Raw genomic sequence first — 16,033 nt, 5'->3', positions numbered from 1 at the left:
CTTCAGGAGTTGTTGCTACAATAATAGAGTAATTCTTATTACTAAACTGATGGATTAAAAAGAATAACAAAAAGAGGGGTTAGGCTCCTCTTTTTTTAACATAGAAATACAAAAACATTGACACAGCATAGGATTTTGTGATAACTTATACAAGGTAATGATTATAGGAAGTTAATAATATCTTGAATACTGTAGATTTTTAATAAATACATATTTTAAAGATATTATATTCACATATATTAGCAATATATATTATTGTATTACAAAGTTGGAGGTGTATCAGATGAGAGTTAAAGTAACTTTAGCATGTACAGAGTGTAAGCAAAGAAACTACAACACTACTAAGAATAAGAAAAATAATCCAGACAGAATAGAATTACAAAAATATTGTAGATTCTGTAAAAAGCATACAACTCATAAAGAAACAAAATAGTTTTTTATAAGGATGTGAGTATGGAATGGCTGCCCAAAAAAATGACGGTGCAAAAACTAAAAAAAGGTTTAGTTTATTTGGATACTTAAAAGAAACTAAACAAGAATTAAAAAGAGTTACATGGCCGACAAAAAAGGAACTGTTTAAAAACACAAGTATAGTTTTAACTGTAGTTATTTCATGCACTATATTAGTATGGGGCATAGACACTATATTATCTGGTGCACTAGCGTTATTACTAAAATAGACGAAAAGAGGTAAGTTAAATGTCAGAATTACAAGAAGCAAGTTGGTATGTAGTTCATACCTATTCAGGACATGAAAATAAAGTTAAAGCTACAATTGAGAAAGCAGTTAAAACAAGAGGTATGGAAAACTGCATAAGACAAGTAGTTGTTCCAACAGAAGAAGTAGTGGAAACTACTAAAACTGGAAAAGAAAAAACTAGACAACGTAAAGTTTATCCAAGTTATGTCTTGGTTAAAATGATAATAACTGATGAATCTTGGTATGTAGTAAGAAATACTAAGGGAGTTACAGGTTTCGTTGGACCTGGTTCAAAACCAGTGCCATTAAGTGAAGATGAAGTCAAAGCTATGGGGATAGATACAGAAGACCCTAAAGTAGTAAATGGTGATATTGATTTTGAAATAGGAGATACAGTAAAAGTATCCCAAGGACCATTTAGTGGACAAATAGGAAACATAGAAGAAATTGACTTAGAAAATAGAGAAGTCAAAGTATGCATAAATGCATTTGGTAAAAGGACTCTATTTGTAATAGAGCTTGAAGGTATAGAAAAAATCTAATACTATTTTATAGAAAAATCTGAGGAGGTGCGCTCAAAATGGCTAAAAAAGTTATAGGTCAAATAAAATTACAAATACCTGCAGGAAAGGCTACTCCAGCGCCACCAGTTGGACCAGCATTAGGACAACATGGTGTTAATATAATGGGATTCACAAAAGAATTTAATGCTAAAACTGCAGATCAAGCTGGAATGATAATACCAGTTGTTATAACTGTATATCAAGATAGATCATTCAGTTTCATAACAAAAACTCCACCAGCTGCAGTTTTAATTAAAAAAGCATTAAACTTAAAATCAGGTTCTGGAGAACCAAACAAAAAGAAAGTTGCTAAAATGACTTCAGCTCAAGTAAGAGAAATAGCTGAATTAAAAATGCCTGACTTAAATGCTGCATCAGTAGAAGCTGCTATGAGTATGATAGCTGGTACTGCTAGAAGCATGGGTGTTGTAATAGAAGACTAATTAAAAGATACACTTTTTTTTATAAAGTGGGAGGCGAAAAGCCGAAATTAACCACGAGGAGGAAAATAAAATGGCTAAAAAAGGTAAAAGATATGCAGGTGCATTACAAAAAGTAGATAGAACTAAATTCTATGATGCATCAGAAGCGTTAACATTAGTTTCAGATATAGCTGGAGCTAAATTTGATGAGACAGTAGAAGCACATATTAAATTAGGTGTTGACTCAAGACATGCTGACCAACAAGTAAGAGGTGCAGTTGTGTTACCTCATGGAACTGGTAAAACTAAAAGAGTTTTAGTTTTTGCTAAAGGTGAAAAAGCTAAAGAAGCTGAACAAGCTGGTGCTGACTTTGTAGGAGCTGAAGAATTAGTTCAAAAAATACAAGGTGAGAACTGGTTTGACTTTGATATAGTAGTTGCTACTCCAGACATGATGGGTGTAGTAGGTAGATTAGGTAGAGTATTAGGACCTAAAGGTTTAATGCCAAACCCTAAATCAGGAACAGTTACATTTGATGTAGCTAAAGCTATAGATGAAATAAAAGCTGGTAAAGTTGAATATAGATTAGACAAAACTAACATAATACACGTTCCAGTAGGAAAAGTATCATTTGGTGGAGAAAAATTAACTGAAAACTTTACTGCATTAATGGATGCTATAATAAAAGCTAAGCCAGCTGCTGCTAAAGGGCAATATTTAAGAAGTATAACAGTAGCTTCTTCAATGGGACCTGGAGTTAAAATAAACCCAGCAAGAACAGCTGAATAATAAAACTGTTGACACAGGTTGACAAAAATGTTATCATATCATTTGTCAATGTAAAAAAGAATAGATTTGCCGTAGATAGTGGGTGCGAAAGCTTAATATCCCACCGAGGTTTTAGATAAATTGATATTACTAAAGCTTTTGATGTCTACTTTTGGCAACAAAAGCTTTTTATAATGTTGCGGTAAATACTAAGCCTATTTGGTGAAGGAGGTGCACATCTATATGAGAAAAGCTATAGAAATTAAATCAGAAGTTGTTTCTGAGATAGTTGAAAAGTTACAAAAATCTTCTGCTGCTGTTGTTGTAGATTACAAAGGATTAACAGTTGAAGAAGTAACTGAGTTAAGAAAACAAATGAGAGAAGCTGGTGTAGATTACAAAGTATACAAAAATACTTTGGTTAGAAGAGCAGCTAAAGAAGTTGGTATAGAGCAATTCAATGATGAATTATTAGTTGGAACTAATGCTATAGCATTTGGATATGATGATCCAGTTGCTCCAGCTAGAATATTAAAAGGATTCATGGATTCTCATCCAAAAATGAAATTAAAGATGGGTATTGTGGAAGGTACATTCTATGATGAATCTAAAATTGTTGAAATGGCTAACATACCATCAAGAGAAGTTCTTATCGCTAAATTACTTGGTAGCTTAAAAGCTCCAGTATCAAACTTCGCATATTTAATAGATGCAATAGCGAAAAAGGCAGAAGGTCAAGAAGAAGCTTAATTGCTTAACTAAAAAATTATAAATATTAATTTGAAATAAAATTCGGAGGTGCTAAAAATGACAATAGAACAAATATTAGAAGCTATAGAAAATATGAAAGTTTTAGAATTAAATGAATTAGTTAAAGCTGCTGAAGAAAAATTCGGTGTATCAGCTTCAGCTCCAGTAATGGTAGCTGGTGCAGCTGCTGGTGGACCAGCTGCTGAAGAAAAAACTGAATTTGATGTAGTATTAGCTGAAGTTGGTTCTTCAAAAGTTGGAGTTATAAAAGCAGTTAGAGAAATAACAGGATTAGGATTAAAAGAAGCTAAAGAAGTAGTTGACAATGCTCCTAAGACAGTTAAAGAAGGAGCTTCTAAAGAAGAAGCTGATCAAATAAAAGAAAAATTAGAAGCTGCTGGAGCTAAAGTAGAAGTTAAGTAGTTTCTTTAAAAAGATACCCATTGGGTATCTTTTTTATTTATAACAAATTATAGAGTACATCTAGAGTTATAAAGAAAATATTTTTATAAAATAAAAAAATTTCTATAATAGTATTAAATTAAGGGTATCATATAGTATGTAATGATATTTTAATTTAATATTATTATTAAATTAAAATATAAACAATTATTGTAATGTATGTATATAAGGTATATAATTAAGTGAAACTGTAAAAAATTACATATTATTTTAAAAAATTACATGAGTATTTTAAAAATAAAATGTAATAAATAATTAATTAACAAATATAAATTTTAAAATAAGTTAGATATTTAGAAAAATCGAAATTTGTAGACTTTAAAGGACATATTTAAGGAGGAATTAATAATGGAAAAATTACAGGGAAAAATTGCAGTAGTTACTGCAGCAACAAAAGGTATTGGATTAGCATCAGCAGAGATATTAGCAAAAAACGGAGCAATTGTATATTTAGCAGCTCGTTCAAAAGAACTGGCTAATGAAGTTATAAATAAAATAAGTACAGAAGGTGGCTGTGCTAAGTTTGTATACTTTAATGCTCGTGAAGAAGAAACTTTTACTTCAATGATAGAAGAGGTAGTTAAAAAAGAAGGTAAGATAGATATACTTGTAAACAATTTTGGTTCAACAAACCCTTCTCTTGATAGAGACCTTTTGACTGGTGATACAGATAATTTTTTTGACACAGTAAATACTAATTTGAAGAGTGTATACTTACCATGTAAAGCAGCAATTCCTCATATGATAAAGAACGGAAAGGGAAGTATAATAAATATATCGAGTATAGGTTCAGTGTTGCCTGATTTATCTAGAATAGCTTACTGTGTGTCAAAATCAGCAATTAATTCATTAACTCAAAACATAGCAACACAATATGCAAAAGATAATGTTAGATGTAATGCTGTACTTCCAGGTCTTATTGCAACTAAGGCTGCATTAGATAATATGTCTCCAGAATTCATAAAAGAATTTCTAAAACATGTTCCTTTAAATCGTATAGGAAAACCAGATGATATAGCAAAAGCAGTTTTATTCTATGCTAGTGATGATTCATCATTTATAACAGGAGATTTACTTGAGGTTGCAGGAGGATTTGGTTTACCTACTCCACAATTTGCAGACAATATATTAAGATAATTAAATTACTAATATGTAATAAAAATTTATGTATTAGTTATAGTAGAAATTTTATCTTATAAAGACCATAGATATAATTTATACTGGAAAAAGTTTAAGACTTAAAATTCCAAGTTAAATTTATTTATGGTCTTTATTTTGTATATTTAGTAGATTTTTGTATAAATCTAATTGTTTACAAGTATTTTCTTATGGAATTATAATTAAGTATAGGTATGTTATTAGGACATAATTTTCTATAGAAAATAAGACCTATAAATGAAAAAAATGGATTTTATATTGGAAAGTTGTACATAATACATAATATATGCTTAAAATAATTTACAAAAAATCAAAAATAATGCATAGTTTACATATAAGATAAAAAATATATTGAAAAATACTTGACATTATGCTAAAATTATTAGATGCGTTAGAATGAACTATTGTTTTATTTTTAATTATTGAGAGGTGAAAAGTGAATGCCACATCCTGTCACGATAGGTAAAAGAACTAGAATGAGCTTTTCTAAAATTAAGGAAATAGCTGATGTGCCAAATCTTATAGAAATTCAAGTAGATTCCTATGAGTGGTTTTTAAAAGAAGGTTTAAAAGAAGTGTTTGATGATATTTCACCAATAGAAGATTATACTGGTAATCTTATATTGGAATTTGTCGACTATTCTCTAGATGATAAACCAAAGTACGATATAGAAGAGTGTAAAGAGAGAGATGCTACATATTGTGCACCTCTAAAAGTTAAGGTAAGACTTATAAATAAAGAAACAGGTGAGATAAAAGAACAAGAAGTATTTATGGGTGACTTCCCTTTAATGACAGAAAGAGGAACTTTCGTTATAAATGGAGCAGAAAGAGTTATAGTAAGTCAATTAGTTAGATCTCCTGGTGTTTACTATGCGGAAGAAAGAGATAAAACAGGTAAGAGATTGATTTCATCTACTGTAATTCCTAATAGAGGAGCATGGTTAGAATATGAAACAGATTCTAATGATGTAATATCTGTAAGAGTTGATAGAACAAGAAAACAACCAGTTACAGTTTTACTTAGAGCTTTAGGAATAGGAACAGATGCAGAGATAATTGACCTTTTAGGAGAAGACGAGAGATTATCTGCTACATTAGAAAAGGATAATACTAAGACCGTAGAAGAAGGTCTTGTAGAGATATACAAAAAATTAAGACCAGGTGAACCTCCTACTGTAGAAAGTGCATCATCTTTACTAAATGCTTTATTCTTTGATCCAAAAAGATATGACTTAGCAAAAGTTGGTAGATATAAATTTAATAAGAAACTTGCTTTATGTTACAGAATAATGAATAAAATTTCAGCAGAAGACATAATAAATCCAGAAACTGGTGAGGTATTTGTAAAAGCTGGAGAAAAAATAAGTTATGAGTTGGCTAAAGACATACAAAATGCAGGTATAAACGTAGTAAATCTATTAATGGATGATGATAAGAAAGTTAGAGTTATAGGGAATAATTTTGTAGATATTAAGTCTCACATTGATTTTGACATAGATGATTTAAACATAAAAGAAAAAGTACATTATCCAACTTTAAAAGAAATTTTAGATGGATATAGTGATGAAGAAGAAATAAAAGAGGCTATAAAATCAAGAATTAAAGAACTTATACCAAAACATATATTATTAGATGATATAATAGCTTCAATAAGTTATGAGTTCAATATATTCTATAATATAGGAAATATTGATGATATAGATCACCTAGGAAACAGAAGAATAAGATCTGTAGGTGAATTATTACAAAATCAAGTTAGAATTGGTCTTTCAAGAATGGAAAGAGTCATAAAAGAGAGAATGACAGTTCAAGATATGGAAGCTATAACGCCTCAAGCGTTAGTTAACATAAGACCAGTTTCAGCTGCAATAAAAGAATTCTTTGGTAGTTCTCAGTTATCTCAGTTCATGGATCAAACAAATCCACTATCTGAGTTAACACATAAGAGAAGATTATCAGCCCTTGGGCCTGGAGGTCTTTCAAGAGAAAGAGCTGGATTCGAAGTGCGTGACGTTCACCATTCACATTATGGTAGAATGTGTCCAATAGAGACTCCAGAAGGACCAAATATCGGTCTTATAAACTCTTTAGGAACTTATGCAAAGATAAATGAATTCGGATTTATAGAATCACCATATAGAAAATTTGACAAAGAAACATCAACAGTTACTGATGAGATACATTATTTAACTGCTGACGAAGAAGATTTATTCGTAAGAGCTCAGGCAAATGAGCCATTAACAGAAGATGGTAAATTCGTAAACCATAGAGTTGTTTGTAGAACTGTAAATGGTGCTGTTGAAATGGTTCCTGAAAGCAGAGTAGATTATATGGATATATCTCCTAAGCAGGTTGTATCTGTTGCCACTGCTATGATACCTTTCCTAGAAAATGATGATGCCAACCGTGCCCTTATGGGAGCGAACATGCAACGTCAGGCAGTGCCTCTAGTTAGAAGAGAAGCACCAATCATAGGAACTGGTATAGAATACAGAGCTGCAAAAGACTCTGGAGCAGTTGTTGTTGCTAGAAATTCTGGTATAGCAGAAAGAGTAACAGCAGATGAAATAATCATAAAAAGAGAAGATGGAAATAGAGATAGATATAATCTACTTAAGTTTAAACGTTCAAACTCAGGTACTTGTATAAATCAAACACCTATAATAAATAAAGGTGACCAGATAATGAAAGGTGATGTTATAGCAGATGGTCCAGCAACTGATTTAGGAGAAGTTGCACTTGGAAGAAACTGCCTTATAGCATTCATGACTTGGGAAGGTTATAACTACGAGGATGCTATACTAATAAATGAAAGATTAGTTAAAGAAGATAGATTATCAACAATTCATATAGAAGAATATGAATGTGAAGCTAGAGATACAAAACTAGGACCAGAGGAAATAACTAGAGATATACCTAATGTTGGAGATAGTGCAATCAAGAACTTAGATGACAGAGGTATAATAAGAATAGGTGCTGAAGTGGACTCAGGGGATATACTAGTTGGTAAAGTAACTCCAAAAGGAGAAACTGAACTTACTGCTGAGGAAAGATTACTTCGTGCAATATTTGGAGAAAAGGCTAGAGAAGTTAGAGATACTTCACTTAAAGTACCTCATGGTGAATCTGGTATAATAGTTGATGTAAAAGTATTTACTAGAGAAAATGGAGATGACTTATCTCCAGGTGTAAATGAGTTAGTAAGATGTTATATAGCTAAAAAGAGAAAAATAAAAGTTGGAGATAAAATGGCTGGTCGTCATGGTAATAAAGGGGTTATCTCAAGAGTATTACCAGAAGAAGATATGCCATTCATGGAAAATGGAACTCCTTTAGATATCATACTTAACCCACAAGGTATACCATCACGTATGAACATCGGTCAGGTTCTAGAGGTTCATTTAGGACTTGCTGCTAAGACATTGGGATGGTATGTAGCAACATCAGTATTCGATGGTGCTAATGAGTATGACATAATGGATGCTCTTGAGGAAGCTGGGTATCCTAGAGATGGTAAATTGACTCTATATGATGGTAGAACAGGTGAGACTTTTGATAACAGAATAACTGTTGGATATATGTATTACTTAAAACTACATCACTTAGTAGATGAAAAACTACATGCAAGAAGTACTGGACCATACTCATTAGTTACTCAACAGCCACTAGGTGGTAAAGCTCAATTTGGTGGACAAAGATTTGGAGAGATGGAGGTTTGGGCTCTAGAGGCATATGGAGCTGCTCATATACTTCAAGAAATACTTACTGTTAAGTCTGATGATGTTGTAGGTCGTGTTAGAACTTATGAAGCTATAGTTAAAGGTGAAAACATACCTGAGCCAGGAATCCCAGAATCATTTAAGGTTCTTATAAAAGAACTTCAAAGTTTATGCTTAGATGTAAAAGTATTAACAGATGAAGACCAAGAAATAGAAGTAAGAGAATCTGTGGATGAAGATGATACAATAGGTGAATTTGAGCTAGATGTTGTAAATCACATGGGAGAAGTTGAAGAAAGTAATATAATAGAAGAAATTGAAGATGATTTTGTAGAAAACACAGAAGATGAGGATATAGAGAATTTAGAAGAATTCACTGAAGAGGATTTATTTGAAGAAGAAATAGATTTTGATGGTGATGACTTTGATATTTAAATTTAATTAATGTAAATCTCAAATAGAAGGGAGAGAACTCCTTGTTTGAATTAAACAATTTCGAGTCGATAAAAATAGCATTGGCTTCTCCAGAAAAAATAAGACAATGGTCTAGAGGAGAAGTTAAAAAGCCAGAAACTATAAATTACCGTACTTTAAAACCAGAGAAAGATGGTCTTTTCTGTGAAAGAATATTTGGACCACAAAAAGACTGGGAGTGCCATTGTGGTAAATATAGAAGAGTTAGATATAAAGGTGTAGTTTGTGATAGATGTGGAGTAGAAGTAACTAAATCAAAAGTAAGAAGAGAGAGAATGGGACATATAGAGCTAGCTGCTCCTATGTCTCACATCTGGTATTTCAAAGGTATACCAAGTAGAATGGGACTTTTACTTGATATGTCACCAAGATCATTAGAAAAAATATTATACTTTGCTTCATATGTAGTAGTTGACCCAGGTGAAACTGGATTGAATGAAAAACAATTACTTACAGAAAAAGAATACAGAACTGCTCTTGAAAAGTATGGATATACTTTTACTGTAGGAATGGGTGCTGAAGCTGTAAAGACATTACTACAAAATATAGATTTAGAGCAACAAAGTAAGGACCTAAGAGCGGAGTTAAAAGATAGTACAGGACAAAAGAAAGTTAGAACAATAAGAAGATTAGAAGTTGTAGAGGCATTTAAAAAGTCTGGAAATAAACCAGAATGGATGATTTTAGATGCAATACCAGTAATACCACCAGATTTAAGACCAATGGTACAACTTGATGGTGGAAGATTTGCAACTTCAGACCTAAATGACTTATATAGAAGAGTAATAAATAGAAATAATAGACTTAAAAGATTATTAGAGCTTGGAGCTCCAGATATAATTGTAAGAAATGAAAAAAGAATGCTTCAAGAAGCTGTTGATGCATTAATAGATAATGGTAGAAGAGGTAGACCTGTAACAGGGCCTGGAAATAGACCACTTAAATCTCTATCAGATATGCTAAAAGGTAAACAAGGTCGTTTCCGTCAAAACTTACTTGGTAAGCGTGTTGACTACTCAGGACGTTCTGTTATAGTTGTTGGACCAGAACTTAAATTCTATCAATGTGGACTTCCAAAGAAAATGGCATTAGAATTATTTAAGCCATTTGTTATGGATAAGTTAGTTAAAGAAGGATATGCACATAATATAAAAAGTGCTAAATCTATAGTAGAAAAAGTTAAACCAGAAGTTTGGGATGTTTTAGAGGATGTTATAAAAAGTCATCCAGTTCTTCTTAACCGTGCACCGACTCTACATAGATTAGGTATACAAGCATTTGAACCAATCTTAGTTGAAGGTAAAGCTATAAAACTACATCCTCTTGTATGTACAGCTTACAATGCAGACTTCGATGGTGACCAAATGGCGGTTCATGTACCTTTATCAGTAGAAGCACAAGCAGAAGCAAGATTCTTAATGCTTTCTGTAAATAATATACTTGCTCCTAAAGATGGTTCACCTATAACTACTCCATCTCAGGATATGGTTTTAGGTTGTTATTATCTAACAATAGAAGCACAAGATGGAGCCAAAGGAACAGGTATGGTATTTAAAGACTTTAATGAATTATTACTTGCTTATTACAATAAGTCAGTTCATCTACATGCTTTAGTAAAATTGAAGGTAACACTTGAAGATGGAAGAAATTCATTAGTTGAAAGTACTGTTGGTAGATTTATATTTAATGAAAGTATACCTCAAGATTTAGGTTTTGTAGATAGAAAAGAAAACCCATTTGCACTAGAAGTTGATTTCTTAGCAGATAAAAAGTCTCTTGGTAAAATAATAGATAAATGCTTTAGAAAACATGGTAATACAGAAACAGCTGAATTACTAGATTATATAAAAGCTCTAGGGTTTAAGTATTCTACATTAGGTGGTATAACAGTTGCTGTCGATGATATGAGTGTACCAGAAGAAAAGAAAGTATTTATAGCTGAGGCAGAAGCAAAAGTTGATAAATATGAAAAAGCATACAGAAGAGGTCTAATATCTGATGAAGAGAGATATGAAAAAGTTATAGAGACATGGACAGAAACAACTGATAAAGTTACTGATGCTCTTATGGGTGGACTAGACAGATTAAATAATATATATATAATGGCACATTCAGGAGCCAGAGGTTCTAAAAACCAAATTAGACAGTTAGCAGGTATGCGTGGTCTTATGGCCAATGCATCTGGTAAGACAGTTGAGATACCAGTTAAATCTAATTTCCGTGAAGGTTTATCAGTACTAGAATACTTTACATCTTCACATGGTGCCAGAAAAGGTCTTGCCGATACAGCTATACGTACAGCTGAATCTGGATACTTAACAAGAAGACTTGTTGATGTAAGTCAAGATGTTATTGTAAGAGAAATAGATTGTGGAACAGAAGATACTACAGAAATTTATGCTATAAAAGAAGGAAATGAAGTTATAGAAGAAATATATGATAGAATTGTAGGAAGATATACTATAGACCCTATATTAAATCCTGAAACTGGTGAGGTTATAGTTGAAGCTGATGCTATGATACAAGAAGAAGAAGCAGAAACTATAGTAGCTTTAGGAATTGAAAAAATTAGGATAAGAACAGTTCTTAACTGTAAAACTAATCATGGAGTTTGTTCTAAGTGCTATGGTAGAAACTTAGCTACAGGAAAAGAAGTTAATATAGGTGAAGCAGTTGGTATAATAGCAGCTCAATCTATTGGTGAGCCGGGTACTCAGCTTACAATGCGTACATTCCATACTGGAGGAGTTGCAGGAGCCGATATAACTCAAGGTCTTCCAAGGGTTGAAGAATTATTTGAGGCTAGAAAACCAAAAGGATTAGCTGTAATAACTGAAGTGTCTGGTAGAGTTGAAATAGACGAAACTGGAAAGAGAAAAGAAGTAAATGTAATACCAGAAGAAGGCGAAACTCAAACATATGTGATACCATATGGTTCTAGAATAAAAGTTAAGCAAGGTCAAATGTTAGAAGCTGGAGACCCTTTAACACAAGGGTTTATAAATCCTCATGATATAGTAAGAGTAAATGGTGTTAAGGGAGTACAGGAATATATAGTTAAAGAAGTTCAAAGAGTGTATAGGCTTCAAGGGGTTGATGTTAATGATAAGCATATAGAAGTTATAGTAAGACAAATGCTATCTAAAGTTAAAGTTGAAGACCCAGGAGATACAGATTTATTACCAGGTGGATATGAAGATGTATTAACATTCAATGAATGTAATAAAGATGCTATATCTAAAGGTTTAAGACCAGCAGTTGCTAAAAGAGTTTTACTTGGTATAACTAAAGCATCTCTTGCAACTGATTCATTCTTATCAGCAGCTTCGTTCCAGGAGACGACAAGAGTATTAACTGAGGCAGCAATAAAAGGTAAAGAAGACCACCTAATAGGACTTAAAGAAAATGTTATATTAGGTAAGTTAATACCAGCAGGAACAGGAATGAAGAAATATAGAAATATAGCTGTTGAAAAAATTGAAGATTAATAGCAGATAGAGTAAAGAAATCTTGACAACCATTATTTGTGGTGTTAAAATAGTAAAGTGTGTTGTTTAAAAGTACACTAAGGGCTTGAATAAGCTCTTAGTTACTTTTAGATGGCAATAAATAAGAACTAAAAAGCATCAAGCTAGAAAAATGCTAATATCACATACTTATGTGTTATAGACATTAAATTGTAAGTAACAAATGTTACAATCAGTCAGTATGAATATTCATATTGATGTAGTTGGCGGTCACTGATAAGATCGAAAATTTGGAAGGAGGTGCAGATGATGCCAACAATTAACCAATTAGTTCGTAAAAGTAGAAAAGCGATAGAGAAGAAATCTACTGCTCCAGCATTACAAAAAGGTTACAACTCTTTAAATAAGAAAGTAACTGACGCTAGTGCCCCACAAAAAAGAGGGGTTTGTACTTCAGTAAAAACAGTTACTCCTAAGAAACCTAACTCAGCTTTAAGAAAAGTTGCCAGAGTTAGATTAACTAATGGTATAGAAGTTTCTGCGTATATACCAGGAGAAGGACACAACTTACAAGAGCATAGTGTTGTTCTTATAAGAGGCGGAAGAGTAAAAGACCTTCCAGGGGTTAGATACCATATACTAAGAGGTACTCTAGATACAGCAGGTGTTGATAAGAGAAGACAATCAAGATCTAAATACGGTGCTAAGAGACCTAAAGAAGCTAAAAAATAAAACAATTAATGATTGATTATAGTTCGGTGCTTTAAATATATATATATTTACGGCATCACGGCATTAAATGATTTATGTCGAGTACCTATGATTTAAGTTAAATAATTAAGGAGGGAAGCGAAATGCCAAGAAAAGGTAATGTTCCAAAAAGAGAAGTTTTACCAGATCCTATGTATGGGAGTAAGGTAGTTACTAAATTAATAAATAATTTAATGGTAGACGGAAAAAAAGGAAAGTCTCAAAGAATAGTTTATGATGCTTTCGCAATTGTGGCTGAAAAAACAGGAGAAGAAGCTTTAGAAGTATTTAATAAAGCAATGGATAATATAATGCCTGTTTTGGAAGTAAAAGCAAGAAGAGTTGGTGGAGCAAACTACCAAGTGCCAATCGAAGTTAGACCTGAAAGAAGACAAACATTAGGCTTAAGATGGCTAGTGAAATACACTAGAGCTCGTGGAGAAAAAGGAATGGTTGAAAAGCTAGCTAAAGAAATAATGGATGCAGCTAACAACACTGGAGCTTCAGTTAAGAAAAAAGAAGATACTCATAAAATGGCAGAAGCTAATAAAGCATTTGCTCATTACAGATGGTAGGATATATAGATATCTTATAAAATTGAGGATATCATAAGGAGGATAACCATGGCTAGAAAGTTTCCTTTGGAAAGAACTAGGAATATAGGAATCATGGCTCATATAGATGCAGGAAAAACTACTACTACAGAAAGAATCTTGTTTTATACTGGGCAAACTCATAAAATAGGAGAAACTCATGAAGGAGCTTCTCAAATGGACTGGATGGAGCAAGAAAAGGAAAGAGGTATAACAATAACTTCTGCCGCTACAACTGCTTCATGGAAAGACCATAGAATAAATATAATAGATACTCCTGGACACGTGGACTTCACAGTTGAAGTTGAAAGATCTTTAAGAGTTCTTGACGGTTCAGTTGCTGTATTCTGTGCAAAAGGTGGGGTTGAGCCTCAATCAGAGAATGTATGGAGACAAGCTGAAACTTATGGAGTACCTAGAATAGCTTTTGTAAACAAAATGGATATATTAGGTGCAGATTTCTACAATGTTGTAAGCATGATGAAATCTAGATTAAATTCTAATGCAGTTCCTATGCAATTACCAATAGGTAAAGAAGATTCATTTATAGGTATAATAGACTTATTAAAAATGGATGCTGTTATATACAAAGACGACTTAGGTGTTGAAATGGAAGAAACAGACATACCAGAAGATATGAAAGAATTAGCTGCTGAATGGAGAGAAAAATTAGTTGAATCAGTAGCTGAAACTGATGAAGAATTAATGATGAAATACCTTGAAGGTGAAGAACTTACTATAGATGAATTAAAAGTTGCTATAAGAAAAGCTACTATAGCTTGTGAAATGAACCCAGTTTTCTGTGGTACAGCTTATAGAAATAAAGGTGTTCAATTAGTAATAGATGCAGTTTTAGATTACTTACCAGCACCAACTGATATACCAGCTATAAAAGGTATATTAGCAGATGGAGAAGAAGCTGAAAGACATTCTTCTGATGAAGAACCATTCTCTGCATTAGCATTCAAAATAATGACTGACCCATTCGTTGGAAAATTAGCGTTCTTCAGAGTTTACTCTGGAACATTAGAATCTGGTTCTTATGTTTTAAATGCAACTAAGAATAAGAGAGAAAGAATTGGTCGTATATTACAAATGCATGCCAATACAAGAGAAGAAATAACTAAAGTTTATGCTGGAGATATAGCAGCAGCAGTAGGATTAAAAGATACTACTACTGGAGATACATTATGTGATCCTGCTAATCCAATAATACTTGAATCTATGGAATTCCCAGAGCCAGTTATATCTGTTGCTATAGAGCCAAGCTCTAAAGCAGCTCAAGAAAAAATGGGTATAGCTCTTCAAAAACTAGCTGAAGAAGACCCAACTTTCACAGTTAAGACTGACCAAGAAACAGGACAAACTATAATATCTGGTATGGGTGAGTTACACTTAGAGATAATAGTAGATAGATTATTGAGAGAATTTAAAGTAGAAGCTAAAGTTGGTGCACCACAAGTTGCATATAGAGAAACTATAACTCAACCAGTTGATGTTGAATACAAGTACTCTAAACAATCAGGTGGTAGAGGACAATACGGTCACGTTAAGATTAGAGTTGCTCCTCAAGAGCCAGGTGAAGGATATAAGTTCACAAACAAAACTGTTGGTGGATCTGTACCAAAAGAATATGTTGGTCCAGTTGATATGGGTATACAAGGAGCTATGCAATCTGGTATAGTTGCTGGATATCCAGTTGTAGACGTTGCTGTTGAGTTATATGATGGTTCTTACCATGAAGTTGACTCTTCTGAGATGGCGTTCAAGATGGCTGGTTCAATGGCATTTAAAGATGCTATGAAGAAAGGTAATGCAGTTCTTTTAGAGCCTTACTTTAAAGTTGAAGTTGTTACTCCAGAAGATTACATGGGAGATGTTATGGGTGACTTGAACTCAAGAAGAGGATTAATCCAAGGTATGGAAGCTAGAAGTGGTGCACAAGTTATAAATGCATTCGTTCCACTTTCAGAAATGTTTGGATACTCAACAGACCTAAGATCTTCAACTCAAGGTCGTGCAACTTATACTATGATATTCGATCACTATGAGCAAGTTCCAGCTTCAGTTGCTAAGAAAATAGCTGAAGGAAAATAATTTAAAAATAATTAATAATATAAATATAAAAAATAATCAGCGAGATGAGATATATCTCATCTCGTACAAGATAAAGGGAGGAAATTCAAAATGGCTAAAGCTAAAT

Annotated in this window: 13 protein-coding genes and 1 other annotated feature; all 13 genes read left to right on the top strand. The window is 32.6% G+C overall.

Annotated features, from left to right (window positions below; genetic code table 11):
- Window positions 1-283: 283 nt before the first annotated feature.
- The 13 genes from rpmG to fusA all read left to right on the top strand — a co-directional run bounded on the left by rpmG (window position 284) and on the right by fusA (window position 15,927).
- Window positions 284-433 (top strand): 50S ribosomal protein L33, encoded by a 150-nt coding sequence (gene rpmG, locus KGF39_RS16985; RefSeq protein WP_003421192.1) that lies wholly within the window; start codon window positions 284-286, stop codon window positions 431-433.
- 25 nt (window positions 434-458) lie between these two features.
- Window positions 459-680, top strand: a complete 222-nt coding sequence (secE, locus tag KGF39_RS16980; protein ID WP_003429494.1) for a preprotein translocase subunit SecE — start codon at window positions 459-461, stop codon at window positions 678-680.
- Between the two features lie 19 nt (window positions 681-699).
- Complete coding sequence (gene nusG / locus KGF39_RS16975; RefSeq protein WP_054274272.1) at window positions 700-1,242, top strand: transcription termination/antitermination protein NusG; 543 nt, start codon at window positions 700-702, stop codon at window positions 1,240-1,242.
- A 38-nt stretch (window positions 1,243-1,280) separates the two neighbouring features.
- Entirely contained in the window at window positions 1,281-1,706 is a 426-nt protein-coding gene (gene rplK, locus KGF39_RS16970; protein ID WP_003421189.1) for a 50S ribosomal protein L11, read from the top strand.
- 70 nt (window positions 1,707-1,776) lie between these two features.
- Window positions 1,777-2,475, top strand: coding sequence for a 50S ribosomal protein L1 (rplA, locus tag KGF39_RS16965; RefSeq protein ID WP_003421188.1), 699 nt, complete (start codon window positions 1,777-1,779; stop codon window positions 2,473-2,475).
- 51 nt (window positions 2,476-2,526) lie between these two features.
- Window positions 2,527-2,655: a sequence feature (ribosomal protein L10 leader region), on the top strand.
- 42 nt (window positions 2,656-2,697) lie between these two features.
- Window positions 2,698-3,204 carry a 50S ribosomal protein L10 gene (gene rplJ / locus KGF39_RS16960; RefSeq protein ID WP_107595221.1) on the top strand — a complete coding sequence of 169 codons (507 nt, stop codon included), beginning with the start codon at window positions 2,698-2,700 and terminating at the stop codon, window positions 3,202-3,204.
- Window positions 3,205-3,261: 57 nt separating this feature from the next.
- Window positions 3,262-3,627: a 50S ribosomal protein L7/L12 gene (rplL, locus tag KGF39_RS16955; protein ID WP_021382505.1), complete on the top strand. Its 366-nt coding sequence runs from the start codon at window positions 3,262-3,264 to the stop codon at window positions 3,625-3,627.
- 387 nt (window positions 3,628-4,014) lie between these two features.
- Entirely contained in the window at window positions 4,015-4,803 is a 789-nt protein-coding gene (locus tag KGF39_RS16950) for an SDR family oxidoreductase (protein ID WP_227823195.1), read from the top strand.
- A 461-nt stretch (window positions 4,804-5,264) separates the two neighbouring features.
- The gene (locus tag KGF39_RS16945) at window positions 5,265-8,981 is read left to right on the top strand and encodes a DNA-directed RNA polymerase subunit beta (protein ID WP_107595223.1); all 3,717 of its coding nucleotides are present in this window, start codon (window positions 5,265-5,267) and stop codon (window positions 8,979-8,981) included.
- A 41-nt stretch (window positions 8,982-9,022) separates the two neighbouring features.
- On the top strand, window positions 9,023-12,508 hold the full coding sequence (gene rpoC, locus KGF39_RS16940; RefSeq protein WP_227823194.1) for a DNA-directed RNA polymerase subunit beta': 3,486 nt from the start codon (window positions 9,023-9,025) through the stop codon (window positions 12,506-12,508).
- 288 nt (window positions 12,509-12,796) lie between these two features.
- Complete coding sequence (gene rpsL / locus KGF39_RS16935; protein ID WP_227823193.1) at window positions 12,797-13,219, top strand: 30S ribosomal protein S12; 423 nt, start codon at window positions 12,797-12,799, stop codon at window positions 13,217-13,219.
- A 122-nt stretch (window positions 13,220-13,341) separates the two neighbouring features.
- Window positions 13,342-13,812, top strand: coding sequence for a 30S ribosomal protein S7 (gene rpsG, locus KGF39_RS16930; protein ID WP_054274278.1), 471 nt, complete (start codon window positions 13,342-13,344; stop codon window positions 13,810-13,812).
- A gap of 48 nt (window positions 13,813-13,860) precedes the next feature.
- Entirely contained in the window at window positions 13,861-15,927 is a 2,067-nt protein-coding gene (gene fusA / locus KGF39_RS16925) for an elongation factor G (protein ID WP_003436178.1), read from the top strand.
- The last annotated feature ends 106 nt before the right edge of the window (window positions 15,928-16,033 follow it).

The organism is Clostridioides sp. ZZV14-6345, from assembly GCF_020657775.1.
Classification (GTDB): Bacteria; Bacillota; Clostridia; order Peptostreptococcales; family Peptostreptococcaceae; genus Clostridioides; species Clostridioides difficile_D.
Note: the sequence above shows the minus strand (reverse complement) of the source record. Positions and strands in the feature narration are given on the sequence as shown.